At 42.0% G+C, this 24317-nt stretch carries 28 protein-coding genes, 1 other RNA gene and 1 pseudogene; 10 read left to right on the top strand and 20 right to left on the bottom strand.

What is annotated here, in order from left to right:
- The first annotated feature begins 3 nt into the window (after positions 1-3).
- Entirely contained in the window at positions 4-345 is a 342-nt protein-coding gene (locus tag KX723_RS04355) for an SUF system Fe-S cluster assembly protein (protein ID WP_218814836.1), read from the top strand.
- A gap of 14 nt (positions 346-359) precedes the next feature.
- On the opposite strand, the gene gshB is transcribed toward KX723_RS04355, so the two are convergent.
- Both gshB and gshA read right to left on the bottom strand, forming a co-directional pair.
- On the bottom strand, positions 360-1310 hold the full coding sequence (gshB, locus tag KX723_RS04350) for a glutathione synthase (protein WP_218814835.1): 951 nt from the start codon (positions 1308-1310) through the stop codon (positions 360-362).
- 4 nt (positions 1311-1314) lie between these two features.
- Positions 1315-2625, bottom strand: a complete 1311-nt coding sequence (gene gshA / locus KX723_RS04345; RefSeq protein WP_218814834.1) for a glutamate--cysteine ligase — start codon at positions 2623-2625, stop codon at positions 1315-1317.
- A 290-nt stretch (positions 2626-2915) separates the two neighbouring features.
- On the opposite strand from gshA, the gene KX723_RS04340 reads away from it, so the two are divergent.
- Both KX723_RS04340 and KX723_RS04335 read left to right on the top strand, forming a co-directional pair.
- The gene (locus tag KX723_RS04340; protein ID WP_218814833.1) at positions 2916-4874 is read left to right on the top strand and encodes an APC family permease; all 1959 of its coding nucleotides are present in this window, start codon (positions 2916-2918) and stop codon (positions 4872-4874) included.
- 2 nt (positions 4875-4876) lie between these two features.
- Positions 4877-5323, top strand: coding sequence for a DUF721 domain-containing protein (locus KX723_RS04335; RefSeq protein WP_218814832.1), 447 nt, complete (start codon positions 4877-4879; stop codon positions 5321-5323).
- Between the two features lie 54 nt (positions 5324-5377).
- Here KX723_RS04335 and KX723_RS04330 read toward each other — a convergent pair whose 3' ends face one another.
- Together KX723_RS04330 and KX723_RS04325 are read right to left on the bottom strand one after the other, a co-directional pair.
- Positions 5378-6058, bottom strand: a complete 681-nt coding sequence (locus KX723_RS04330; RefSeq protein WP_218814831.1) for a hypothetical protein — start codon at positions 6056-6058, stop codon at positions 5378-5380.
- Positions 6059-6081: 23 nt separating this feature from the next.
- Complete coding sequence (locus KX723_RS04325; RefSeq protein WP_218814830.1) at positions 6082-6222, bottom strand: hypothetical protein; 141 nt, start codon at positions 6220-6222, stop codon at positions 6082-6084.
- Between the two features lie 86 nt (positions 6223-6308).
- On the opposite strand from KX723_RS04325, the gene KX723_RS04320 reads away from it, so the two are divergent.
- Positions 6309-6479: a hypothetical protein gene (locus KX723_RS04320; protein ID WP_218813323.1), complete on the top strand. Its 171-nt coding sequence runs from the start codon at positions 6309-6311 to the stop codon at positions 6477-6479.
- An 11-nt stretch (positions 6480-6490) separates the two neighbouring features.
- On the opposite strand, the gene KX723_RS04315 is transcribed toward KX723_RS04320, so the two are convergent.
- The 6 genes from KX723_RS04315 to KX723_RS04290 all read right to left on the bottom strand — a co-directional run bounded on the left by KX723_RS04315 (position 6491) and on the right by KX723_RS04290 (position 11982).
- A complete protein-coding gene (locus tag KX723_RS04315; protein WP_218814829.1) occupies positions 6491-6733 on the bottom strand; it encodes a hypothetical protein in 243 nt (80 codons plus the stop codon).
- A 115-nt stretch (positions 6734-6848) separates the two neighbouring features.
- Complete coding sequence (gene era / locus KX723_RS04310; RefSeq protein WP_218814828.1) at positions 6849-7772, bottom strand: GTPase Era; 924 nt, start codon at positions 7770-7772, stop codon at positions 6849-6851.
- A 96-nt stretch (positions 7773-7868) separates the two neighbouring features.
- Positions 7869-8561 (bottom strand): ribonuclease III, encoded by a 693-nt coding sequence (gene rnc, locus KX723_RS04305; protein WP_246562551.1) that lies wholly within the window; start codon positions 8559-8561, stop codon positions 7869-7871.
- Between the two features lie 83 nt (positions 8562-8644).
- Positions 8645-9421 (bottom strand): signal peptidase I, encoded by a 777-nt coding sequence (gene lepB / locus KX723_RS04300; RefSeq protein ID WP_218814827.1) that lies wholly within the window; start codon positions 9419-9421, stop codon positions 8645-8647.
- Positions 9422-9445: 24 nt separating this feature from the next.
- Entirely contained in the window at positions 9446-11239 is a 1794-nt protein-coding gene (gene lepA, locus KX723_RS04295; protein ID WP_218814958.1) for a translation elongation factor 4, read from the bottom strand.
- 68 nt (positions 11240-11307) lie between these two features.
- Positions 11308-11982, bottom strand: coding sequence for an alpha/beta hydrolase-fold protein (locus KX723_RS04290; RefSeq protein WP_218814826.1), 675 nt, complete (start codon positions 11980-11982; stop codon positions 11308-11310).
- Positions 11983-12078: 96 nt separating this feature from the next.
- Here KX723_RS04290 and lptM point away from each other — a divergent pair, with 96 nt between their 5' ends.
- The 5 genes from lptM (at position 12079) to KX723_RS04265 (ending at position 15078) form a co-directional block, all read left to right on the top strand.
- The gene (gene lptM / locus KX723_RS04285) at positions 12079-12219 is read left to right on the top strand and encodes an LPS translocon maturation chaperone LptM (protein ID WP_218814825.1); all 141 of its coding nucleotides are present in this window, start codon (positions 12079-12081) and stop codon (positions 12217-12219) included.
- A 2-nt stretch (positions 12220-12221) separates the two neighbouring features.
- Positions 12222-13487, top strand: coding sequence for a diaminopimelate decarboxylase (gene lysA / locus KX723_RS04280; RefSeq protein WP_218814824.1), 1266 nt, complete (start codon positions 12222-12224; stop codon positions 13485-13487).
- A gap of 94 nt (positions 13488-13581) precedes the next feature.
- On the top strand, positions 13582-14418 hold the full coding sequence (dapF, locus tag KX723_RS04275) for a diaminopimelate epimerase (protein ID WP_281421181.1): 837 nt from the start codon (positions 13582-13584) through the stop codon (positions 14416-14418).
- 134 nt (positions 14419-14552) lie between these two features.
- Positions 14553-14723 (top strand): hypothetical protein, encoded by a 171-nt coding sequence (locus tag KX723_RS04270; RefSeq protein WP_218813323.1) that lies wholly within the window; start codon positions 14553-14555, stop codon positions 14721-14723.
- 37 nt (positions 14724-14760) lie between these two features.
- A complete protein-coding gene (locus KX723_RS04265; RefSeq protein ID WP_218814822.1) occupies positions 14761-15078 on the top strand; it encodes a hypothetical protein in 318 nt (105 codons plus the stop codon).
- A gap of 67 nt (positions 15079-15145) precedes the next feature.
- On the opposite strand, the gene KX723_RS04260 is transcribed toward KX723_RS04265, so the two are convergent.
- From KX723_RS04260 to rnpB, 9 genes and pseudogenes are all read right to left on the bottom strand, one after another.
- Positions 15146-15316: a hypothetical protein gene (locus KX723_RS04260; protein ID WP_218813315.1), complete on the bottom strand. Its 171-nt coding sequence runs from the start codon at positions 15314-15316 to the stop codon at positions 15146-15148.
- Between the two features lie 2 nt (positions 15317-15318).
- A pseudogene (locus KX723_RS04255) lies at positions 15319-15795 on the bottom strand (helix-turn-helix domain-containing protein); the annotation flags it as partial.
- A 236-nt stretch (positions 15796-16031) separates the two neighbouring features.
- Complete coding sequence (gene fumC / locus KX723_RS04250) at positions 16032-17414, bottom strand: class II fumarate hydratase (RefSeq protein WP_218814957.1); 1383 nt, start codon at positions 17412-17414, stop codon at positions 16032-16034.
- 111 nt (positions 17415-17525) lie between these two features.
- Positions 17526-18506 carry an EF-P beta-lysylation protein EpmB gene (gene epmB / locus KX723_RS04245; RefSeq protein WP_218814956.1) on the bottom strand — a complete coding sequence of 327 codons (981 nt, stop codon included), beginning with the start codon at positions 18504-18506 and terminating at the stop codon, positions 17526-17528.
- Between the two features lie 112 nt (positions 18507-18618).
- Positions 18619-20367, bottom strand: a complete 1749-nt coding sequence (locus KX723_RS04240) for a peptidoglycan D,D-transpeptidase FtsI family protein (RefSeq protein ID WP_218814821.1) — start codon at positions 20365-20367, stop codon at positions 18619-18621.
- Between the two features lie 15 nt (positions 20368-20382).
- On the bottom strand, positions 20383-20730 hold the full coding sequence (ftsL, locus tag KX723_RS04235; protein ID WP_218814820.1) for a cell division protein FtsL: 348 nt from the start codon (positions 20728-20730) through the stop codon (positions 20383-20385).
- Positions 20727-21662, bottom strand: a complete 936-nt coding sequence (gene rsmH / locus KX723_RS04230; protein ID WP_218814819.1) for a 16S rRNA (cytosine(1402)-N(4))-methyltransferase RsmH — start codon at positions 21660-21662, stop codon at positions 20727-20729. The genes ftsL and rsmH overlap by 4 nt, the downstream gene beginning before the upstream one ends.
- Before the next feature lie 29 nt (positions 21663-21691).
- The gene (mraZ, locus tag KX723_RS04225; RefSeq protein WP_218814818.1) at positions 21692-22147 is read right to left on the bottom strand and encodes a division/cell wall cluster transcriptional repressor MraZ; all 456 of its coding nucleotides are present in this window, start codon (positions 22145-22147) and stop codon (positions 21692-21694) included.
- A 187-nt stretch (positions 22148-22334) separates the two neighbouring features.
- Positions 22335-22676, bottom strand: an RNA gene (gene rnpB / locus KX723_RS04220) — RNase P RNA component class A.
- Positions 22677-22756: 80 nt separating this feature from the next.
- Between rnpB and KX723_RS04215 the strand changes: the two genes are divergently transcribed.
- The gene (locus KX723_RS04215) at positions 22757-23872 is read left to right on the top strand and encodes an anhydro-N-acetylmuramic acid kinase (RefSeq protein ID WP_218814817.1); all 1116 of its coding nucleotides are present in this window, start codon (positions 22757-22759) and stop codon (positions 23870-23872) included.
- Positions 23873-23889: 17 nt separating this feature from the next.
- Here KX723_RS04215 and erpA read toward each other — a convergent pair whose 3' ends face one another.
- Entirely contained in the window at positions 23890-24273 is a 384-nt protein-coding gene (gene erpA, locus KX723_RS04210) for an iron-sulfur cluster insertion protein ErpA (protein WP_218814816.1), read from the bottom strand.
- Positions 24274-24317: the final 44 nt, after the last annotated feature.

Raw genomic sequence — 24317 nt, 5'->3', positions numbered from 1 at the left:
ATCATGAACTTAGCGAAGTATCCCCTATCAGAAGAAAACATTGCACAGTTAAAGCTGGATATTATTGCAGCACTTCAGGGTATCTATGACCCAGAAATTCCAGTGAATATCTACGATTTAGGTTTAATTTATAATGTCGTGATCGATACTCAAGGATCCGTAAAAATTGAAATGACCCTAACCACGCCAGGTTGTCCGGTAGCACAAACTTTCCCCGGCAATGTAGAAAATGTAGTTAATCATGTACCCGGCGTAAGTGAAGCGGTTGTTGAGCTAGTTTGGGATCCACCCTGGACATCGGACAATATGTCTGAGGCTGCAAAATTACAGCTGGGTATGTTGTGAAAGTCTAATGAGCTTTATGTGAATTGATGACTAATACTATCCATGAATAAACCCGCTATATTTAACTTAAACTGCTCATCTAACTCACGAATACCGGTAGGACTAGTGATATTAATTTCTGTTAAATAATCACCTATCACATCTAAACCCACAAAATACAAGCCTTTTTCTTTTAACGTAGGTCCTACTTGCTGGCAAATCCAACGATCACGCTCGCTTAATTCAACCCCTATACCCTTGCCACCGACCGCTAAATTAGCACGCGTTTCACCCTGTGCAGCAATGCGTGCTAACGCATAAGGAACCGGTTCACCATTGATCATCAAAATACGTTTATCGCCCTGAGTAATTTCTGGAATATAACGCTGTGCAAGCATATAACGCTGATTATTTGCCGTTAAAATTTCTAAAGTCACATTAATATTCGGATCATCTTGGCGTAATCGAAAAATAGAAAAACCACCCATACCATCCAATGGTTTAACAATAATATCTTCATGCGCTGCTAAAAATTGTTTAACCGCCGCGATATGATGCGTCACTAAACTAGGCGTACAGCATTGCGGAAAATGGCTAGTAAATAATTTCTCATTAAAATCACGCAAACTTTGTGGCTTATTCACCACTAACACACCCTGTTGTCCGGCTTTATCTAACAGTTGCGTGGTATAGATATATTGCATATCCACCGGTGGATCTTTTCGCATCAGGATCACAGCCAGTTGATCTAAACCCTGTATGGTTTCTTTGCCAAATTCAAAATAATTTTTAGCATTATCTTTTACCGTTAAAGAGCGCATTCTGGCACAGACTTTATCTTGCTGAAGAAAAAGATCGCTTTGCTCCATATAAAAAATAGGCCACTCTCGCTGCTGTGCTTCTAATAACATCGCAAACGTCGTGTCTTTTTTAGGATTGATGTGTGAAATAGGATCCATAATCACACCTAATGCGTATTTTTTCATACTTCTAATTCCCCGCCTTCAACACAGCCGCTTGTTCACGTGCCGCCGCTAATGCAGCCAAACGCGCTATCACGCCATAGGTATAAAAACGATTCGCGCATTTGCCTTTTTGGCTGGTCGTTACTTCGGGAATATTACAGGCTTTCACAAAAGGCAGTGGTTCAAATTGCATGCCCGGCGAATTCAGATTATCACTGACGCCTCGACCGGTATGCACACGATAAAATCCACCGATAACATATTGTCCTAGCATATAAACGACGGGTTCAGCCACCGCATTATTCCAGGTCTCAAAGGTATAAACCCCTTCTTGTATAATCACTTTTTCGATAGGGCGATTGCCTTTTGCGACCATCATATCACTGCGTTTTTTTCTATTTAAGTTTTGAATTTCAACGGGATCATGAATAGATAAAACACCCATCCCATACGTTCCTGAATCCGCTTTAATGACGACATAAGGTTTTTCTTTAATATGATATTCATCGTATTTTTTTTGAATTTTATCTAATAGCTGTTGGCTTTGTTCCACCATACAGTCTTCACCTTCGCGTTTCATAAAATCTACACCTTCACAACGCGTAAAAAAGGAACTAATTAACCAAGGATCTAACTGAATTAATTGCGATAATTCGTTGCATACTTGCCCATACTCTTTAAAGTGTTGAGATTTTAAACGTCTATGCCAACCTAATTCACTGGCAGGCAGCGTTTTTTGCTTAACGCCCTTTAGAATTTCAGGTATACTATTGGCTAAATCATTATTTAATAGCAGTAAACAAGGTAAAAAATCATTTACACTGATTTGATCACCCACTCTTTTTATTTTCTCAAGTAAAATGGATCGACCTGAAGCTAATGAAACTTCCTTTGACTCTCCAATATCTTCTAATAAAGAACCAATCCGTACTTCAAAACCTGCTTGAATCAATATGTCATGCAAGGCAAGCAGATTTTCAAAATAATACTGATTTCTAGTGTGATTTTCAGGGATAATTAAAAGTCGTAAACATCCTGGCATTAAACGATCCAAAGTTTCCTGAGCCGCCTGAACCGCTAAAGAAATAAACTCTTCTTTTAAGTTATTAAATCCCGCCGGAAATAGATTCGTATCGACCGGTGCTAATTTAAATCCTGCATTACGCAGATCGACCGAAGAATAAAACGGTGGTGGCGTTTTACGCCATTGATCGCGCAACCAAGCTTCTATCGCCGATTGAGAACTTAATAACTGTTTCTCCAATGTGTGTAAGGGATCTAAACAATGCGAAGCTAAACAGGGAATGTCGTCACTCTTATCTGATGGTTGATTCATTCATGTCCCCTTAGGTCAAAATATACTCTTCGCGCTTGAATTTTCGGCGGTGTTCCCACTCAATGCGCAATCGGCATGTATGCTGTATACATTTCGGTTGCGCACCTTCACGAAAAATCCAATGGCTGTGAGTAGAATGCGTACTAGTGAATTTTCAGGTCATATCCTACCTAAGTGTCATAAAAAGTCCTAGATGTTGTATAGCGTATTTATGGCATAAAATCAGCTTAAGCTTCAAAAAGAAAAGCGAAAGCGCTATAGTAGTCTCAATCTCTTATTGTCTTCACAGAATGACACTTTTCCAACGATTGACTCGTTTTTTACTTGGGAAACCTCGTAACCCCTTAAATCCAGATGCGCAACGTCATATTGCACTCGTCGCTTTTTTGGCCTGGGTAGGTTTAGGTGCGGACGGTCTTTCTTCTTCTTGTTACGGTCCTGAAGAAGCGTTTATCGCTTTAGGCCCTCATTATGGCTCTTTAGCGCTTTATATTGCGATTGCAACCATCCTAACGGTCTTTATTATTGCCTTGGCCTACAATCAAGTCATTGCCCTATTTCCTAGTGGTGGTGGTGGTTATAAAGTAGCGACGCAATTATTAGGCCCACATGCGGGGTTGGTTTCAGGTGCGGCGCTTATCGTTGACTACGTATTGACCATCACCATCTCTGTTGCCAGTGGCACCGATGCTTTGTTTAGTTTGCTTCCTTCTACATTATTAGATTACAAATTATTAACTGAAGCGGGCATTATTTTTTTACTGATTACGCTGAATCTACGTGGCATGAAAGAGTCCATTAAAGTCTTGATGCCAATTTTTTTAGGCTTTGTTGTTACACATTTCTTTTTAATTATTTATGGCGTTGTTTCGCATAAAAGTGGTTTGCCTACGGTCGTTGCTGATACGGTTAACAGCACCCTAAATTTATCTCATCAAGCCGGCTGGCTATTTGTCATCGCTTTATTATTACGCGCGTATTCATTAGGAAGCGGAACTTATACCGGGATTGAAGCGGTTTCAAATAATGTCAATCGACTGGCAGAACCCCGTGTTCGAACCGGAAAGTGGACCATGTTCTATATGGCGCTTTCCTTAAGCTTCACCGCCGGTGGTATTATCCTATTGTATCTGCTGTGGCATGCTCAGCCTGTTTACGGTCAAACTTTAAATGCGGTTGTTTTTCATAAAATATTAGGCGATTCCAGCCTGGGTCACACCCTGCTGATGATCACCTTATTATTAGAAGCGGGGCTTTTATTAGTCGGTGCTAATACCGGATTTTTAGCCGGGCCGAGTGTATTAGCAAATATGTCGGTTGATAGCTGGCTGCCTAATCGTTTTCGTCATCTTTCCAGCCGATTAGTCACACAAAACGGTGTTATTGTATTTGGTCTTGCCGCCTTACTCATTCTCTGGTTAAGCGATGGACGTGTTTCGTGGTTGGTCATCCTTTATAGTATGAATGTGTTTCTAACCTTTTCACTGTCTCTATTAGGACTATGTGTCTATTGGTTAACACAGCGCAGTGCAGCGTCTCCTCGTTGGTTGGGACGTTTATTCTTTTCTGCCTTTGCTTTTTTTGTCACGGTCAGCATTTTAATTGTCACGCTTATTTCTAAATTCACCTTTGGCGGTTGGGTGACAGTGGTCATTACTAGCCTGGTTATTGGCATGTGCTTACTGATAAAAAAACATTACACCCACGTCAATAAAAAACTGCATGAAATTGATTTGCTGATGACCAGTACACCCCTTGAAACACTCAACGTGGTCACCCCTTTACAACCTTCAGAAGCCACGGCGGTCATTATGGTTGGAAAACATCGTGGTATTGGCTTGCATAATTTATTATGGATACTACGTTCATTCCCACACCATTTTAAAAATTTTATTTTTCTCAATGTAGGCATTGTCGATGTGGAAAGTTTCAGTGCTAAAAAAGAATTAACCGCTATGCAAGAATCATCCGACAAGATGCTCGATTATTTTGTCAGTTATTGTCAGCAGCAAGGTTTAGCGGCTAAAGGTCTGGTTGCTTTTGGCACGGATCCAACGGAAAAATTAACTCTATTATCTAAAAAAATCATGAAAGAATTTCCCAATTCGATCTTTTTCGCCAGTAAATTAATTTTTTCAAAGGATAATTGGATCACCCGTTTTCTACATAATGAAACCGCGGTTACCTTACAGCGTCGCTTGCATCTACTCGGTGCACAGCTGGTTATTTTACCCATGAAAATAGATTAACGATGAAACGCATTCCTGAAAAAACACTCGATACGATTCTAAATCAGCAGGATCCGCAAAGTATCTTGGGCTTTATACAAAAAAAAGTGGCACAGCTTAATCAACTGAATGAAATATGGCAAAAAAATTGGGCTGATTTAGCGCAACATAGTCGCATTGCTAACTTCCGCGAGGGTTGCTTAGTCATAGAAGTGGATAATGCCGCTTGGGCAACACGTTTACGTTATCTTATTCCTGATCTGACTAGAAAGTTAGTCAAACATACGGCGCTGCATAGCTTAAAACACATTGAATGGTATATTCAACCACATTCCCCAACCGCCTCCCCGCGTAACCGCTTAGTACCCATGTTATCCGATCATAGTGCGCAACTATTAAAAAATACGGCGTTGACGGTTAGAATGAAACAACTGCAAGAAGCTTTAATTCGATTATCCAATAAAGATTAAATGACCCTAAATAGCTTAAATAGGGTCATTTGAAGCACTCGGATCATCAATAAATCAATTTCTAGAAGATAACTGAAAGGAGCTATTATTAATCCCCTCATACTGTTTTTCTGCTGCGCGCAACTGTTCAGCAGCATGATTTATTTTCTTTGCCTTGAAATCAATCGCCGATCCATTCAAGGCCGGTTGAGCATTCGCTAGCGATCTATTCTTGAGTCCCAAAGATTTTAACAACATAGAAATTCCATAGGTCCCCAATAATAACGTATCATTCTTCAAATAGCTTTGAGAAAAATTCACTTCCGCTGACTGTGGGCCTATTTCTTTTTGGGAAGAGGACTCAGGACCAATCGAATGTCCTAGCGAAGAACCTATCGATCGTGCAACACGACTCAAATTAGATTTCATTTCTTTCTCTACCCGCGCCTGCTTCACATGCTGTATTTCCTCCTCCGATAGCTCCACAGCTACCTGCCTCGGTTGACTAGCCAAAAATTTTACCGCCTCTTCTGGCGTAGCTGCATTTATACAACGATCTAAAAGATTATGGACAACAGTCTCTTCCAGATCTTGATACGCTATCCTTTTTATATTTTTCGTCGTATTATTTTCTATACTATGATTTATAAGTCGATCATTACATTGCAGTAATTTATTAAAAATAGTATGGAGTTTTTCAGTATCTATCCAAACAGAAATGGGAACAAACTGTAAAAGATAATCAAAATTTTTCAATTCCTTTTGAGATAACAACTTCTCTATATAATCTCTATCGGCGGAAACTTTCCAAGAATCGCATCAATTTGCGGTTTAGATATTCTGACTGTTCTTAAATAAGTATATATCGTGGCGATTGCTTCTCGTTCATCTCCAGTGAGTGCATTATCATTTGTAGACATAGTAATCTCCTTATTATTTTAATAAAAAAATGATCGACTTGAGTTAATTTCTAGCAGAAAAAAACTTGCATAAATTTACTCAAGCGATGAGACAGGAAAGCATTGTGAAAGCAATGCGAAGTCGAAGAGCCCGCGATAGGCGTGCGTTGACGGGCGAAGCAGGAAACGCATCACGCCGTAAAGTCATTTGTGGGAGGCACGGGCATGAACTCCGAAGGAGTGAGTGCGTGCCGGACGCAGGACGTATCGCGGCCTAATTTCAGTCGCGTCATGCGAACGAATTTCGGGGACACCATGGCCGAAATTCTTCGGGAGCATAGCGACTCACTTGATTTTGAGCTTCAATTTTTATACCTGGAAATAGACGAAGCGTATTCGTAAGAGTAATATTATTCTCCAAATCGCTATTAAGGTTAATACGCTTGTGGCTAAGATAATGCAGGTATGATGTTGGCAAACTAACCGTTTGGGATACGGCTTCATTATCTTGAGGATTGTGAGAACGTGGCATAGTTTTTACTCCTTTAAAATTATATTTCACTCCCTTTGATTGTAAATTACATTTAAAAAATATTCATTAAAAAACATTATAGCGAAGTAATTGTTTTTAAGCGCCAAATCTTTGTTTAATCATTATTTTCTTCTGCCCAACCGGCTTTTACTTTAACCCACAAATTCAAATATACTTTTTTACCAAAACATTGTTCCATATCTAAACGCGCTTCAGTACCGACTTTTTTTAATAACTCACCTTTTTTTCCGATAATAATCGCTTTTTGTCCTGGACGTTCAGTCAGAATAACCGCACTGATTTTGATTAATTTCTTTTCTTCGTTAAATTCTTCAATAGCAACCGTAAGCCAATAAGGAAGTTCTTTATATAAAGAACGCATCAATTTTTCACGAATAAATTCAGCGGCTAAAAAACGTTGATTACGATCCGTATATTGATCCGCCGGATAAACAAATTCAGCCAAAGGCAATTGCTCAGCGATAATTTTTTCCAACGCTTCTATGTTATCGCCCTTTTGCGCAGACAGTGGAATAACTGCTAAAAATGACATTTTTTCATAACAAGACTTTAAAAAAGGCAATAACCGGGCTTTATCTTTGATCTTGTCGACTTTATTAACAATCAAAATAACCGGATGTTCTTGTTGTTTCAAGCGTTGCAAAATAGCTTCGTCTTCAGAAGTCCAGCGACCCGCTTCCATCACAAACCCAATCACATCTACTTTTACTAAGGCATTAATTGCTTCGCGAACCATGGTTCGACTTAAACGATGTTCGGTTTGTTGATGCAACCCAGGCGTATCCAGGTAGATCCATTGTGTATTTTGCTGTGTTTTCACCCCTAAAATTTGATGGCGAGTGGTCTGAGGTTTTGAGGAAGTGATGCTAAGTTTTTCACCTAAAATTTTATTCAGTAATGTGGATTTACCTACATTGGGTCGCCCAATAATGGCAATAGTACCGCAACGCGTCGTGGCACTGTTCGCACTTGAGTTTTCGGCAGCGTTCCCGCTCAATTCATCCTTCTCATGTATCATATATACACTCCGCTTGCTTCATTCTCGCGGCGCCTTGCCAAAAATCCCATTGCTGTGAATATATTTGAATATATTTGAATATTTTTCATGATTTTTTTAAGATTCAGAAGCGGATTCTAATTCCGCTAAAATTTTTTCTGCGGCTTTTTGTTCTGCACGTCGACGACTGCTATCTATTCCTATCGCCTTATTCGGCAATCCATTGACTTGGCACTCAACTTTAAATATTTGTTGGTGCGCAGGCCCTTCTAACATTAAGACGGTATAAACAGGCAAAGGCAGCTTACGCGCCTGTAGATATTCTTGTAAACGGGTTTTAGGATCTTTTAAATCAGGTAATGTTTCTACATTTTCTAAGCGTGTTTCATACCAACGAAGAATACAGGTTTCACACGCTGCAAATCCACCATCCAGATAAATAGCACCCACGACGGCTTCCATACCATCCGCTAAAATGGATTTACGTTGCGCGCCACCGGTTTTTAATTCACCCGCACCCAAACGTAAATATTTTCCTAATTCAAATTCTTTAGCTAAATCAGTTAAGGTTTCGCCACGGACAAGGTTCGCACGTAAACGACTTAATTCACCTTCACGTGCACGAATATTTTGTCTAAATAAAGCCGCCGCAATGACAAAATTAAGCGCCGCATCACCTAAATACTCTAGACGCTCATTATTTTTATTACCGCGAAAACTACGGTGACTTAATGCGTCTTCCAATAATTCAGGATTTTTAAACTGATATCCTAAGTGTTTACATAGCGTGGCTACTTCTGATCTCACCATGACCTCTTCTGTACTCTTCCCATTGAATTTTTTACTGCCTTGCCAAAAATCCAATGGCTGAGAGTAATTATATATAGAAACATTTAAGCACTAATACGCGAACCTATTCTATGCCAACGCACCTGATTATGTTCGCTGTCCCAACTAAAAAATATCCACATCGCTTTACCCACTAAATCTTTTTCAGGCACAAATCCCCAATAACGACTATCGTAACTATTGTCTCGATTATCGCCCATCATAAAGTAATTGCCCGCAGGTACTTTTACGGAGAAATCATCCGCTGGTTGATCCGGGCGAATATAAATAGGATGTTTTATACCTAATAAGTTTTCTTCAGTGAGTAGTACCGGCCATCTTGCTTCACCTTTGTTATCGTGATCGGTATTCTTACCTAATAAGGTTTGCGATGCGGGGTAACCATTGATAGTCAAAATTTTATTTTTATAGCTAATGATATCGCCCGGCAAACCGATAACACGCTTAATATAGTAGATCGATGTATCACGCGGCCATAAAAATACCACCACATCGCCACGCTTCGGTTCACCCACTGCAATCACTTTATGACGCAATACCGGTAAACGTATGCCATATGCAAACTTGTTAGAAACAATAAAGTCACCAATGAGTAAATCAGGTTTTTCTGAACCTGAAGGGATACGAAAAGGTTCCGCTAAAAAAGAACGCAATAGTAATACCAACAGTAAAACAGGGAAAAAAGACCGTGAGTATTCAATGATCTTGGAAGGATGAGCAATAAGTTTTCTTTTTCGTTTTGGCGCCCAAATTAATACATCCAGTAAAGCAATCACGCCGCTTATTATGACCAATACAGTTAACAAAAGCTCAAAATTCATAGTAAAACTCAATTGGGTTGTTGGTTATTTTTTATCGCGTTGTAAAACCGCCAAAAAAGCCTGTTGCGGAATATCCACCCGGCCTACTTTCTTCATACGTTTTTTACCGGCTTTTTGCTTTTCTAATAATTTTTTCTTACGTGATATATCGCCGCCATAACACTTGGCTAAAACATTTTTACGCAATGCTTTAACAGACTCTCTCGCAATAATATGGCCACCAATCGCCGCCTGTATTGCCACATCAAACATCTGCCGCGGAATAAGTTCTCGGAGCCGCTCGACTAATTGACGCCCACGATATTGAACTTGGCTTCGATGTACCACGAGCGCTAGTGCATCGACTTTATCACCATTAATTAGAATGTCCAGCTTCACTAAATCCGCTTCTTCGAAGCGAATGAAGTGATAATCCAGGGAGGCATAACCGCGGCTTAATGATTTTAAACGGTCAAAAAAGTCGAGCACGACCTCACTCATCGGTAGTTCATAAGAGACCGACACTTGATTGCCCGTATAATGTAATTTAGTTTGCGTACCTCGTCGTTCATTACAGAGTGTTATCACGGCGCCTAGATAGGTTTGTGGTACTAATATATTAGCTAGCACAATCGGCTCACGCATGATTTGAATCAGATTAGCCGCCGGCAAATCAGTTGGATTATCAATGCGTAAGGTTTCACCGCGCGTATCAATCACCTCATAAACAACGGTAGGTGCCGTGGTAATTAAATCCAGATCATATTCGCGCTCTAGACGTTCTTGTACAATCTCCATGTGCAGTAGGCCAAGAAAGCCACAGCGGAACCCAAAACCTAATGCTTCCGAGGTTTCTGGCTCATAAAAGAGCGAAGAATCATTTAAACTTAGCTTTTCCAATGCCTCGCGAAACTCACTAAAATCTTCTGCATTCACGGGAAATAAACCAGCAAATACTTGCGGATGAACGCGTTTAAAGCCAGGTAATGCGTTTGTAGCTGGTTTCGCGGTATGCGTGAGGGTATCCCCGACTGGCGCGCCATGAATATCTTTTACACCGGCAATAATAAAGCCCACTTCACCCGCACTGAGTTGCGTTTGTTCCTGATGTTTGGGTGTAAAAATGCCCAATTTATCAGCAATATAGGAACGTCCGGTAGACATCACTTGAATCTTTTCACCGACCTTCAAACAACCATTTTTAATACGCACTAGCGATACAACGCCTAAGTACGCATCAAACCAAGAATCAATAATCAATGCCTGCAAAGGCGCCGTCGTATCACCTTCAGGTGGAGGTATGACCTGAATTAAGCGCTCTAATAATTCCTCGATACCCCATCCTGTTTTTGCGCTCACCCTGACCGCATCGGATGCCGGAATACCAATGATATCTTCAATTTCGTGTATCACACGATCGGGATCAGCCTGGGGTAAATCGATTTTATTCAACACAGGCAGCACTTCTAGCCCCTGCTCAAGCGCGGTATAACACACCGCAACCGTTTGTGCTTCAACACCTTGTGCCGCGTCTACGACCAGCAATGCCCCTTCACAGGCCGCCAGCGAGCGCGATACTTCATAAGAGAAATCAACGTGGCCGGGGGTGTCAATAAAGTTTAATTGGTAGCTTTGACCACCTTTGGCCTGATAGCTCAGGGTCACACTTTGTGCTTTGATAGTAATGCCGCGTTCCCGTTCTAAATCCATAGAATCTAAGACCTGCGCAGACATTTCCCGCTCACTTAAACCACCGCAGACCTGTATTAAGCGATCTGATAAAGTGGATTTTCCATGGTCGATATGAGCGATGATAGAAAAATTACGAATTCGTTGCATCAAAAGTGCCGCCTGTTATTAAAGTGTATAGACCACTCAGCAAGAGGCGGAGTATAACGTTTTTTAACTTATTTTTGTAAATGCTTTTGCAACCACTGTGCAATATCCCTCAGCTCTTCGGGAGAGATACTATGACCCATAGCAGAATAACGATTAAACTGCACCGGATAAGCTAACTCTTTCAAACAGTTATAGGAAAACTCACCTAAAGCCGGCAGAACAACCTCATCCGCATCGCCATGCGCCATAAAGATAGGTGTTGTTTTATTTTCAGGGCTGCCTTCTTCGGCTAAAAAGCGATGCAACGGTAAATAGGTCGACAACGCTAGCACGCCTGCTAAGGCACGGGGATAACGTAATGCTGTATATAAAGCCATCGCCCCGCCCTGAGAAAACCCAGCCAACACAATACGCTTAGCGGGAATACCCCGTTGAATTTCTTGTTCTACCAGCTCAAAAAGGCTTTTAGCCGCCGCTCGAATTCCTTCCTCATCTTCAGTTGAGTCAAAGGTTAAGCCATGGATATCATACCAGGCCCGCATCGGCGTCCCCCCATTCAAGGTAATAGGCCGCACGGGTGCATGCGGAAACACGAAACGAACGCCGGTTCCAATTGCAACCGCTTTAGCCATGGCGGCAGAATCATGTCCATCCGCGCCCAGCCCATGCAAGCAAATAATACTAGCTGAGGGCTTTGATAGCGGATTGACTTCTTCATAGGATAATGAGTTAGTATTTTCCATCTTCTTAAACCTCTTAAAATAAAAGTCTCTCACTTTATTATGAGTATATACTAGGAATTTCACAGTTTCCCATATCCAACGCCATGGAAATTTGCTATGCAAAAAAATAGTTTAAAGCTTGTCACTTTTTTACTTGTTCTTTCTTTGACCGCTTGCGGTCAAATGGGCCCGCTGTATTTGCCTGACCAAAAACCACCGGTTTATGTACCGCATCATCCTTCTAAAACTGTGCTTTAACGATGTCCTTACGCTATATCAACCAGCATTTACAGCTAGAAGACATTCCAATCGCGCAGATTGTACAACAATACGGCACACCTTGTTATATTTATTCCGCAGCTGAATTAATCAAACAATGGCGGGCTTTTTCTGAAGCGCTGAGCGATTATCCGCATCAAATCTGCTATGCGGTTAAAGCCAATGCTAATCTGAGTATTTTGTCCCTCTTAGCAAAACAAGGGGCTGGTTTTGACATTGTTTCGGGTGGCGAGCTGGCACGTGTTATCAAAGCCGGCGGTGAAGCTAAAAAAAGTGTTTTTTCCGGTGTCGGTAAAAGCATTGACGAAATTAACCAGGCCTTGGAAGCAGATATTGGCTGCTTTAATGTAGAATCGCATGAGGAATTACAACGCATCGAGACCTTAGCAAAAACATTAAATCGTACCGCACCTATCGCGTTACGCATTAATCCCGATATTAATGCCAATACGCACCCCTATATTACAACGGGTATCAAAGACAATAAATTTGGCATCAGCGAACACGATGCACTCGCCCTCTACCGATTAGCCGCACAATCAAAGCATTTAAAAATTCAGGGCATTGCTTGTCATTTAGGCTCGCAATTAAACACACTACAACCTTTTTTACAGGCTATTACGCGTCTTTTGGTCATTGTTGAACAGTTAAAAGAACAACAAATTAACTTACAAAGCATTAACATCGGTGGTGGCCTCGGTGTTTCCTATAACCAGCAAATCATTCCCACACCACAAGATTATTGCAAAGCGGTCTTAGAAACATTAAAACAAAAAAAGTGTCATCTGCGTTTGGTGATAGAACCAGGGCGCGCGTTGGTGGCTAAAGCGGGTATTCTGGTCACACGCGTTGAATATCTCAAGCGTAATGCGGATAAACACTTTGCGATTGTGGATGCCGGCATGAATGATCTGCTACGTCCTGCGCTTTATCAAGCACAACAAACAATTAAAGAAGTAGACTTACACCCTGAGTTAAATGAAACTATTTATGATGTAGTAGGCCCCATCTGTGAAAGCAGTGATTTTTTAGGTAACGATAAATTACTGCGCATTAAAGCCGGGGATTATTTAGCGATTCTTGATGCGGGTGCATATGGTTTTTCTATGAGTTCCAATTATAATTCTAGACCTAAAAGCGCCGAAGTTCTGGTTGATAAGGATAAAATCAGCTTAATTCGTTCACGTGAAACGATAGAACAACTGTGGGCTAACGAGGATAACCATCCGTCATTGCGAGTGCCGTAGGCACGAAGCAATCCAGGAGAATACTTAACTAGATTGCCGCGCGTCTTCGACGCTCGCAATGACGAAAATTTTTTAACCCTATTAAATTAACGCCATGAAAATTAGATTTAAAAAAATGCATTTACTTAACAATCATTTTATTGTTATCGATGGTGTTAATCAAAGCTTTACGCCGAATACGAAATTAATACGGGAATGGGCGACACGTAGCGATATGGGATTTGATCAATTATTATTAATAGAAAAATCTCGCCATAAAGAAGCGCACTTTTATTATCGTATTTTTAATGCCAATGGCAGCGAAGTCGGACAATGCGGCAATGGTGCACTTTGTGTGGCACAATTTCTAGCGAGTGAAAACTTATCAAAAGAAAACCCTATCCGGCTTGCCACCCGAACCAGTTTTATAGAATTACAATTAGGCAATGATCATCAAGTTACCGCCAATCTGGGTACACCTATTTTCACACCTGAAAAAATTCCCTTCACCAGTTTCTCCAGAGGTCCTATTCATGCACTTGAAACACCTTTTGGACGTTTTGATTGTTGCATCCTCTCTTTGGGAAACCCGCATTGTGTCATTCAAGTTGACGGCTTAGAAACGGCACCCGTCGCAGAACTCGGTGATTATCTTAACCAATCGCCGCGCCCCTACTTTCCACAAGGGATTAATGTGGAATTTATGAAAATAATAAATCCAAAACGCATTGATTTACGGGTTTATGAACGTGGTGTAGGCGAAACACAGGCCTGCGGCAGCGGCGCGTGCGCTGCTGTGATTGCGGGTCGTTTGCTAAATCGACTTAAAAAGAAAGTAGACGTACATTTGCCCGGTGGTCAACTACAAGTAAATTGGCAAGGCAATGGCGCATCCGTGTTATTAACCGGCAAAGGCGAAACGATTTCTGAAGGTGAAATTGATTGTCTTTAACCCTGCCACTTATTCAGCGTCCTGATAATTCAGCTAAAACAATTTCTTAAAAAAATAGTTTATAATAATCAAAACTACAGTTGGTTTACATAATTAAAATAAATATTCAACAGGATAAAAAAATGCCTCTATCGATGAGACAGGAAAGCATTGTGAAAGCAATGCGAAGTCGAAGAGCCCGCGATAGGCGTGCGTTGACGGGCGAAGCAGGAAACGCATCACGCCGTAAAGTCATTTGTGGGAGGCACGGGCATGAACTCCGAAGGAGTGAGTGCGTGCCGGACGCAGGACGTATCGCGGCCTAATTTCAGTCGCGTCATGCGAACGAATTTCGGGGACACCATGGCCGAAATTCTTCGGGAGCATAGCGACTCACTTGTTGCCTGTGCTACCATTGATTGCGCTTATGAAGAAAAGTTTGCTACCGTATTAGAAAAAATACGCCATAATCATCTAGAACAAACATCAATCACTTTGTATCGCATATGCCCCTCGTATAACAACTTTGAAAAACTTGCTAAAGCGCTCGAGAGAAATTCCACCTTAGATTCGCTTACACTTTGTCCATTTATATGTGATACCCCTGCGGATCATCATGGTATTATCGCACTGAATAAAGCACTTGCAGAAAATACAACTCTGACCTCTTTTACCAAGTGAGTCGCTATGCTCCCGAAGAATTTCGGCCATCGTGTCCCCGAAATTCGTTCGCATGACGCGACTGAAATTAGGCCGCGATACGTCCTGCGTCCGGCACGCACTCACTACTTCGGAGTTCATGCCCGTGCCTCCCACAAATGACTTTACGGCGTGATGCGTTTCCTGCTTCGCCCGTCAACGCACGCCTATCGCGGGCTCTTCGACTTCGCATTGCTTTCACAATGCTTTCCTGTCTCATCGGAGGTAGCCAGGGTGGGCGGTCTCAATCTCACCGCACACTTCATCATCGTGTTTTTTCCTTCCAAGTGCGACAATCTGTGCTTCTGTTAGTAAGATGCCTTCTTCAGCCACCTTGGTTTCTAGCGCCTTCAGACGTTCTTTAAAATTCTCTAATGAATGACGAACCCAGATACTCCGTACACCACTGCCGGATACAAAGATACCTTCCTTGCGTAACTCATTACTTGCCCTGTGTTGACCGTGGGCTGGATAGGCGACAGCATAGTTCACGACGGCTCCTTCCGTTTTATCATCGACTCTATTTTTTAAATTAGGTTGACGACGGCTCTTTTCAAATAAGGCTTCCATTCCACCTTTTTCAACCGCTGATTTATAGCTGTAAAAGGTATCTCGAGATAGCCCCATGACCTGGCAAGCTTTCGATACGTTTCCTAATTCCTCCGCTAAATTAAGCAATCCGACTTTATGTTTAATAATTTTATCAGTAGTATGTAACGTGAGAGTTTCCTCTGTTTTTAAATTTTGATTCGAAGTTTTGCACCTCTATCAAAACCGGAAACTCTCTCTCTTTCAAGAGTTTTGTACGATTTGGTCGGAACTAGTACAATTAATTGTCATTGTCACGCTTCGCTCGCAATGACGGAAGGCACGCGCCAATCAATAACCTGGCTCTATTGATTGGCAAACTGATCGCGGGTTCACCCGTCTATCTATCACGCTGGACCCAACATCTTTTTAGGATCGACCACTTCATCAAATTGCTCTGCGCTTAAATAAGCTAAGCTTAAACACGCTTCGCGCAAACTGGTACCCTCTTCTAGCGCTTTTTTCGCAATTTTAGCTGCTTTGTCATAACCGATGACTGGATTCAATGCCGTCACTAACATTAAGGAGTTATCTAGAAAGCTTTTAATTCTCGCTTCATTCGCCTTTAACCCTTTGATGCAATGCTGATTAAATAAATGACAAGCGTCACTTAACAAATCAATAGAATGCAGGAAATTATGAATCATGACCGGTTTAAACACGTTTAACTCGAAGTTTCCTTGACTAGCAGCTACCGTAATTGCTGTATCGTTCCCCATGACTTGTACACACACCATGGTCAGGGCTTCGCATTGTGTAGGATTCACTTTGCCAGGCATAATCGAAGAACCGGGTTCATTTTCCGGCAAAATTAACTCACCTAAACCACAACGCGGCCCCGAGCCTAACCAACGAATATCATTCGCTATTTTCATTAACGCACAAGCCAAGGTTTTTAAAGCGCCGCTAGCAAATACTAAGGCATCGTGAGACGCTAATGCGGCAAATTTATTTTTGGCAGAAATAAAAGGTAATCCGGTTTCTTTAACAATATGCTCTACGGTGAGTTCTGCAAATTTTGGATGGGTATTCAGCCCGGTGCCGACCGCGGTTCCACCAATGGCTAAGGAATAAAGTCCCGGCAATGAAAGTTCAATCGCTTGTCTTGCCGCATCTAATTGATCCACATAAGAAGAAAATTCTTGCCCTAAAGTTAAAGGAACAGCATCTTGCAGATGTGTACGACCTATTTTAATAATGTCCTTAAATTCTTTGGTTTTTTCTATCAAACCCTGATGTAATTCTATTAACGCGGGCGATAATTTTTTTACCACCGCTAATGCCGCCGCAATATACATCGCCGTCGGAAAAGTATCATTGGAGGATTGCGATTTATTCACGTCGTCATTGGGATGAATAGGATCTTTACTGCCGCGCTCGCCGCCCGCTAATTCAATCGCACGATTAGCAATCACTTCATTCACATTCATGTTACTTTGCGTACCACTACCGGTTTGCCAAACATGTAACGGAAACTCGCTATCATGCTGACCCGATTTCACTTCTTGTGCCGCTTGTATAATTAATTTAGCTTTTTCCTCAGGCAATAACTTTAATGCTGTATTCGCTTTAGCAGTTGCTTCTTTCAGAATGCCAAATGCATGAATAACCGCCAACGGCATTTTATCGTTACCAATAGCAAAGTGATGCAAACTACGCTGCGTTTGCGCCCCCCAATAATGATCAGCAGGGACTTCGATAGTACCCATACTATCGTTTTCAATTCGCATTTTTGGATTTTTTGACATAAAACACCTAATTAAAGTGGCCCCACTAACATTTTTCAGCGCTATTGTATGCTATTTAGCCGCTACTTAAAAACTCTATTTGTGAAGCAATGGTTAAAACAGGGGTAATTTAAATGCAGCACCTGCTTGCTCTTTAACCAAGTTGGGCACTAAATAACCGGATAACTTTTCTCTCATGCCTTTCACTAAGGTTTTAGCCTTTTCTTCGCTCAATGCAAAATGTGCCGCACCTTGCACTTTATCTAATAAATTTAAATAATAAGGTAAAACGCCAATCTCAAATAATCGTTGACTCAATTCAATCAATGTTTGCACCGCATCATTAACCCCGCGTAATAAAACCGATTGATTAAGCACTATTATTTTTTTTTGTAGTAAATGATCGATAGCCATAGCAACCGAGTCATCTAGTTCGTTCGCATGATTACAATGAATCACCATCACCGCTTGCAAACGGGTTGCGGTCAGCACATTTGCCAAATCCAGTGTTATTCGCTGCGGTAATACAATCGGCAAACGTGAATGGATGCGCAAGGTTTTTACATGGGGAATCGCTGCAAGATCATGCATACATTTTTCTAAATACTTATCATTGGCTAATAGCGGATCACCACCGCTAAAAATAACTTCATAAATACTAGGATCAGCAGCGATATAATCCAAAATAGCGGTCCAGCTTTTTCCTCCCGAAATATTCTCTTGATAAGGAAAATGGCGTCTAAAACAATAGCGACAATTAATCGCACAGGCACCGGCTAATAGGATTAATACTCTGCCGTTATATTTATGCAATAACCCTGGAATAGGATTGGTCGATTTTTCATTCAGCGGGTCCTGAGTAAAACCGGGGACTATGATTTCCTCTTCCGCTAAAGGTAGTATTTGCCTTAGCAAGGGATCATCCGGATTCCCTTTCTGTATGCGGGAAACAAAACCTCTAGGCACACGTAAAGGAAATAATTTCGCACTCTGCTCTGCAGCGCTTAATAAACAGGGATTTAAGGCTAATACTTCGAGTAATTCGGCCGGGGAGGTAATAACGTCTTTCAGGGCGGACTGCCAATTTTGTTGCATAAATTTCTGATGATGCGTTTTTAAGGACCATAAAGCTAGCAAATCCCTGTACCTAACTGATTTTTTATTTTTAGAGTCGCATCATGAGCAATGAAACACGATTTAGCAATACTTAATCGACCATCCCTGTTGGTGGCAACACCACCTTTTCAGGCGTTTGGTTTAAGCTAGCTAAATCATCCGGCGAAATGTTGAGTAAGTGCAACGCATTACTCATCACATGAGAAAAAATAGGTCCTGCCGTATAACCGCCGTAATAGGCATTGCCTTTGGGATCATGTAACACCACTGCAACCACTAAACGTGGGTGACTTGCCGGCGCTATACCAATAAAAATACTATTATGACGATGTTTTTCATAGCCTTGTGCGCCTACAATACGCACGGTTCCAGTCTTTCCTGTGACGCGATAACCGGGTACTCGTGCCAACGGCGCCGTTCCGCCTTTCGTTAACACGGTTTCCAACATATCTAATACTTCTCGACTAATCTTGGGATCAATAATACGTTGCCCTGTTGGTGGTTGTCCTTGAATTTTAAGGAAAGTAACGGGGACTTTAATCCCTCCGTTGGCTAGTACGGCATAGGCTTGTGCTAATTGCAGTGCTGTCACTGAAAGACCATAACCAAATGACAAGGTCGCTAAAACAAAAGGGTTCCATACCCTAAAATTCGGCAAACTACCGATTCGTTCACCGGGAAAACCGCTTTGACTAAGCTGACCAAAGCCAACGCCATGCAGCAAACTCCAAAGGTTATCGGCTGGTAGCGACAAAACCAGTTTTGACATACCCATATTACTTGAAATCTGCAATATTTTTGTTAAATCCATCACGCCATTATTATGTTCATCCATGATGCGTTTACCGGCAACAATCATCCATCCGGGCGAGGTATCCACTTGACTATTGGGCGTAAACTTCCCACTGGCTAATACACTAGCCATACTAAAACTTTTAATCGTCGAACCCGGTTCAAATAAATCCGTGAGTGCCCGATTGCGATAACGACCATATTGGCTAGTGACACGCTCATTTGGGTTATAGGAAGGTGCATTAGCCATGGCTAAAATTTCACCTGTTTTTACATCCAATACCACAACCGAGCCCGAGTCAGCCTGATACTTTTTAACCCCGGTATTAAGCTCTCTATAAGCAATATATTGGATTCGCTTATCAACACTCAGCTGTAAATCATGTCCTGGCTGAGGCGCCCGTATAGAACGTACATCCGCAATAACACGCCCTAACCTATCTTTAATGACTTTTTTTAAGCCCGAACGACCTTGTATCCAATTATTGTAAGCAAGCTCTAAACCTTCTTGGCCTTTATCATCCACATTCGTCAATCCAATCACATGCGCCATCACTGGCCCTTCTGGATAGTAACGATGATATTCATCTTGCAAAAAAACACCGGGGATTTTAAGTGATTTAATTTGCTTGGCTAAATTTGGATTAAGACCACGTTTTAAATACAAAAATTCTTTATCTTGCGCACGCCGCGCTTGTTCTCGAATTGTTTGTGCGGGGATCTGTAATAACTGACTCAATGAGCGCAGCTGAGTAAAATTAGGACTAAAGGAGGCGGGATAAACCCAAACGGCATTAACCGGTGTACTAATGGCAAGAGGTTCGCCATTGCGATCCAGAATCATGCCACGATGCGCAGGAATAACTAAATTGCGTACCGTTCTTGCATTACCTTGCTTACGCAAAAATTGACGGTTAATAATAGTGAGATCAATAAGCCTAACAATCAAACCGAAGGCAATGATCATCAATATCAATACAACAACCCCTAAACGCCAACGATTATTTGATGAAGTACGCCCCGTTGAATGTAAGTTTCGCACTCCCATGAAATCGCATCAATCCTAAGTAGGCTGTGTCAATAATACGGTTGCCTTCGTGTGCGGAAGTTGCATTCCTAGCTCTTGCTGTGCCAATGCTTGTATACGTATTGGTGCAGCCCAGGTATTTTCTTCCAGTAATAACTGACTCCATTCGGTTTGCAAATGATCACGTTCTTGTTGGCTAGATTGCAATTCACTATACAAATTACGCTGCGAAGCTTTAACGTAAATCACTGACAATGCTGAGGACAATACAGCTAGCATTAATAAAATAACACCCATCATCTGTAAAGAAATTCTCCGCCGCCAGCGTTGTCCTTGTTCCCATGTTAAAGGACTTTGTGCAAGTGCACGTGCCGCCACATTCATAATAATTTCTCCCCAATTCTTAACACCGCGCTACGCGATCGTGGATTCTTTGCAATCGCCTGCGCATCCGGTTTAATTCCTCGACCGAAGCTTTTAAGCCGTGGTCTCCATTCTGTAGGTATGATAGCTAAGCGTTTTAATTCAGCGGGTTCACTCGAATGCTTACGAATAAAACGTTTAACGATTCGGTCTTCTAAGGAATGAAAACTAATGACGACTAAACGTCCACCAATAGCAAGCATATCTAAACTTTGCTCTAAGCACGTTTGTAGATCTTCTAATTCCTTATTAATCCAAATCCGTATTGCTTGAAAAGTTTGTGTAGCCGGATGTTTATGCCGCTCCCACCGAGGATGAGCCCGCTTTACAATCTCTGCCAACTGAACTGTTGTCGTTATCGGTGTTTGTTGACGCGCTTCGTCTATAGCCTTCGCAATACGCTTTGCATACCGTTCTTCACCATAGTCCTTTAATACTTGCGCTATTTCTTTTTCTCTTGCACAAGCTAACCATTGTGCAGCGCTGATCCCATGATTCGGATCCATACGCATATCCAATGGCCCATCCCGCAAAAAACTAAATCCCCTTTCTGCCTGATCTAATTGGGGTGAAGAGACACCCAAATCTAATAAGAGCCCATCGACTTGACCCTCTATTCCATTGGTTTTTGTTATTTCCCCAATCCTCGCAAAGGAACCTTCACAAATCTGTAAGCGTTGATCCTGTCCCCAGTGTTGTTTCGCATACGCCACTGCCGCTGGATCTTTATCAATCACGAATAAACGACCTTTTTCCCCTAAATGCTTTAATATTTCCCGGGTATGCCCACCACGCCCAAAGGTCGCGTCTATATAGATTCCATCTGGCTTAATCGCTAAATGTTCTATCACTTCTTCAAGTAAGACCGGCTGATGTTCTTCTTTTGTCTGCATTTAAAAATTCACACTATCAACATGAGTGGTTATAACGCTAATGACTGTAACTCATCGGGTAAATCCCCTGGCTTAATCGCCTCCACAATCCATCGCGCGCGGTATTCATCCCACTCCTTCGCGCTCCACAACTCTAATTTCCTGCCCTGACCTATCACCCGAATGTCCTTTTCTATATGGGCATAATCCCTTAAAAGCGCCGGTAATAAAATCCGCCCATTAGTATCTAATTCAAGATCCGTGGCATGTCCTATTAATAAACGCTGAATACGTCTAGCTGCGGGGTTGAAGCTCGGCAAAGCCTGTAACTTTTCCTCTATCAACTCCCATTCCTGAATGGGATAGAGTAAGAGACAGGGAGATTCTGTATCAATCGTGACCACTACTTCGAGTGCTTTATCTGTGGGCAATAATCGTCGATGACGTGCCGGTAACTTAATCCGGCCTTTCGCATCGAGCACCACAGAATTTATACCCCGAAACATAATTTAACCCACTTTTTGCCACATTTTCCCACTTTTTGTCACCTTATTACACTATAGGAAGTAGAAATACCTCTTGTCAAGACTTAGAAGAGCTGAGCTAGATATTCTTTAGCCATGAAAAAAATGGATATCGCTTTAATTAGGAATAAAAAAAAGAGCCCTGAACGAGCTCTTTTGGCATAAAAACAATGAAAGTCAGCCGATAAGCCGGGTTCTGTCGTGGACAGTCATTCATCTAGGATATACGTCACCCTATACCTCAAGCGACCTACCCGAACCTGACGTGGACCACGCCGTAATAGGTTCCTATTTGGTCTTGCTCCAAGTGGGGTTTGCCCTGCCATCACTGTTACCAATGACGCGGTGCGCTCTTACCACACCTTTTCACCCTTACCTCGTTTAAGAGGCGGTATATTCTCTGTGGCACTTTCCGTAGGCTTACACCTCCCAGGAATTACCTGGCACTTTGCCCGATGGAGCCCGGACTTTCCTCTGCAATAAAAATTACAGCGACTGTCTAGCTAACTTTCGCCCTCAGCGTACTATGTTTTTAAGCCTAATTGCAATAAACTAGGCAAAATTAAATCATTTTCTTTTATCTAGTACAAAATGAAAAAACTCTACATCGGCCTCATGTCGGGGACCAGTATGGATGCCGTGGATGCCGCTTTAGTGGATTTTTCGGATGCCACCCCCCAACTCGTCGCCACACACAAAGCGCATTTATCGCCAGAATTAAGAGGCGAGTTAAATCAATTGTGCGCAAGCGATTCCCCCAAAATAACGCAGCTTGCTGAGCTTGATGTAAAAATGGCCCATGCCTTTGCAGACGCGGCAAAAGCATTATTGGTAAAAACATCATTTTCTGAAAAGGATGTACTTGCCATTGGCAGTCATGGGCAAACCGTTTTTCATTACCCCCAATCGCCTTATCCTTTCTCCATGCAAATTGGCGACCCGAACACTATTGCTGAAAAAACCGGCATTACGACGATTGCTGACTTCAGACGTCGCGACATAGCGGCAGGTGGACAAGGCGCGCCTTTAACCCCTGCCTTTCATAACTTTATGTTTCGCAGCGAAAAAGAAGACCGCATTGTGCTTAATCTTGGCGGTATTGCGAATATCACGTATCTACCCGCTAATGCTAAAAGTCCTATCGTTGGCTTTGACACCGGTCCTGCCAACTTACTGCTCGATAAATGGATCTATGAACACCAACGTCAATGGTTCGACGAAGACGGTAATTGGGCCGCGAGCACTTCTTTTGATGATAAGTTACTCCAACAGTTTTTATCTGATCCCTATTTTCATTTAGCACCTCCGAAAAGCACAGGGCATGATTACTTCAACCTGAACTGGCTAAAATCTCAACTCACACAAGGGAAAAAATCCTTGTCACCTGCCACCGTTCAAGCCACTTTATGCGAGCTAACGGCGGCCAGTATTGGCATGGCGATCCAACAGCTTAATAGCGAACAAGGATCGATTTTACTGTGTGGTGGTGGAAGCAATAATAGTTATTTAAAAAAGCGTCTAGAAAGTCACTGTCCAAAACATCAATTGTATCCCTGCGATGATTTACAATTTCCAGCGGAATGGATAGAAGCGATGGCATTTGCATGGTTTGCGAAACAAACCTTAGAAGGGAAAACGAGCAACCTACCTGAAGTAACTGGCGCTAGAAACCCTACCGTTCTAGGCGGCATCTACTTAAAAGCTTAAAACTCGTCAGTTATTTATTAAGCAGAAAAGGAAGAGCCACAACCACAGGTGGTCTTCGCATTCGGATTGCGGATAATAAACTGTTCCCCGCTTAAATCGGATTTATAATCAATTTCCGCACCCATCAGATAAGTCAAACTCATCGGGTCAATCAAGAGCTGTACGGTTCCACTGTCAGCAGCAGGCCCAGCAACCGTTTTACTCACCACGGTATCATCTTCACTCAACACTTCATCAAAGGTAAAACCATATTGAAAACCAGAGCATCCGCCGCCAGTGATGAAGACTCGAAGCTTCAGCGCCAAATTTTCTTCTTCCTGTATCAGCTCCCATACCTTATTCGCCGCATTTTCGGTTATCGTAACCACTTGAGGAGGCGCTAAAACCACGGGTTCTGCCATAGGGGCTTGGTGTTGTAATACTTCTGTCATAATTTTAAGATAAG

This window comes from Rickettsiella endosymbiont of Dermanyssus gallinae (genome assembly GCF_019285595.1).
GTDB lineage: Bacteria > Pseudomonadota > Gammaproteobacteria > Diplorickettsiales > Diplorickettsiaceae > Rickettsiella_B.
Note: the sequence above shows the minus strand (reverse complement) of the source record. Positions and strands in the feature narration are given on the sequence as shown.

Bases quoted from the DNA above. Each gene is read 5' to 3' on its own strand.
- KX723_RS04355 (WP_218814836.1), top strand. From the start codon at position 4: ATGAACTTAGCGAAGTATCCCCTATCAGAAGAAAACATTGCACAGTTA.
- gshB (WP_218814835.1), bottom strand. From the start codon at position 1,310: ATGAAAAAATACGCATTAGGTGTGATTATGGATCCTATTTCACACATC.
- gshA (WP_218814834.1), bottom strand. From the start codon at position 2,625: ATGAATCAACCATCAGATAAGAGTGACGACATTCCCTGTTTAGCTTCG.
- KX723_RS04340 (WP_218814833.1), top strand. From the start codon at position 2,916: ATGACACTTTTCCAACGATTGACTCGTTTTTTACTTGGGAAACCTCGT.
- KX723_RS04335 (WP_218814832.1), top strand. From the start codon at position 4,877: ATGAAACGCATTCCTGAAAAAACACTCGATACGATTCTAAATCAGCAG.
- KX723_RS04325 (WP_218814830.1), bottom strand. From the start codon at position 6,222: ATGTCTACAAATGATAATGCACTCACTGGAGATGAACGAGAAGCAATC.
- KX723_RS04320 (WP_218813323.1), top strand. From the start codon at position 6,309: ATGAGACAGGAAAGCATTGTGAAAGCAATGCGAAGTCGAAGAGCCCGC.
- KX723_RS04315 (WP_218814829.1), bottom strand. From the start codon at position 6,733: ATGCCACGTTCTCACAATCCTCAAGATAATGAAGCCGTATCCCAAACG.
- era (WP_218814828.1), bottom strand. From the start codon at position 7,772: ATGATACATGAGAAGGATGAATTGAGCGGGAACGCTGCCGAAAACTCA.
- rnc (WP_246562551.1), bottom strand. From the start codon at position 8,561: ATGGTGAGATCAGAAGTAGCCACGCTATGTAAACACTTAGGATATCAG.
- lepB (WP_218814827.1), bottom strand. From the start codon at position 9,421: ATGAATTTTGAGCTTTTGTTAACTGTATTGGTCATAATAAGCGGCGTG.
- lepA (WP_218814958.1), bottom strand. From the start codon at position 11,239: ATGCAACGAATTCGTAATTTTTCTATCATCGCTCATATCGACCATGGA.
- KX723_RS04290 (WP_218814826.1), bottom strand. From the start codon at position 11,982: ATGGAAAATACTAACTCATTATCCTATGAAGAAGTCAATCCGCTATCA.
- lptM (WP_218814825.1), top strand. From the start codon at position 12,079: ATGCAAAAAAATAGTTTAAAGCTTGTCACTTTTTTACTTGTTCTTTCT.
- lysA (WP_218814824.1), top strand. From the start codon at position 12,222: ATGTCCTTACGCTATATCAACCAGCATTTACAGCTAGAAGACATTCCA.
- dapF (WP_281421181.1), top strand. From the start codon at position 13,582: ATGAAAATTAGATTTAAAAAAATGCATTTACTTAACAATCATTTTATT.
- KX723_RS04270 (WP_218813323.1), top strand. From the start codon at position 14,553: ATGAGACAGGAAAGCATTGTGAAAGCAATGCGAAGTCGAAGAGCCCGC.
- KX723_RS04265 (WP_218814822.1), top strand. From the start codon at position 14,761: ATGGCCGAAATTCTTCGGGAGCATAGCGACTCACTTGTTGCCTGTGCT.
- KX723_RS04260 (WP_218813315.1), bottom strand. From the start codon at position 15,316: ATGAGACAGGAAAGCATTGTGAAAGCAATGCGAAGTCGAAGAGCCCGC.
- fumC (WP_218814957.1), bottom strand. From the start codon at position 17,414: ATGCGAATTGAAAACGATAGTATGGGTACTATCGAAGTCCCTGCTGAT.
- epmB (WP_218814956.1), bottom strand. From the start codon at position 18,506: ATGCAACAAAATTGGCAGTCCGCCCTGAAAGACGTTATTACCTCCCCG.
- KX723_RS04240 (WP_218814821.1), bottom strand. From the start codon at position 20,367: ATGGGAGTGCGAAACTTACATTCAACGGGGCGTACTTCATCAAATAAT.
- ftsL (WP_218814820.1), bottom strand. From the start codon at position 20,730: ATGAATGTGGCGGCACGTGCACTTGCACAAAGTCCTTTAACATGGGAA.
- rsmH (WP_218814819.1), bottom strand. From the start codon at position 21,662: ATGCAGACAAAAGAAGAACATCAGCCGGTCTTACTTGAAGAAGTGATA.
- mraZ (WP_218814818.1), bottom strand. From the start codon at position 22,147: ATGTTTCGGGGTATAAATTCTGTGGTGCTCGATGCGAAAGGCCGGATT.
- KX723_RS04215 (WP_218814817.1), top strand. From the start codon at position 22,757: ATGAAAAAACTCTACATCGGCCTCATGTCGGGGACCAGTATGGATGCC.
- erpA (WP_218814816.1), bottom strand. From the start codon at position 24,273: ATGGCAGAACCCGTGGTTTTAGCGCCTCCTCAAGTGGTTACGATAACC.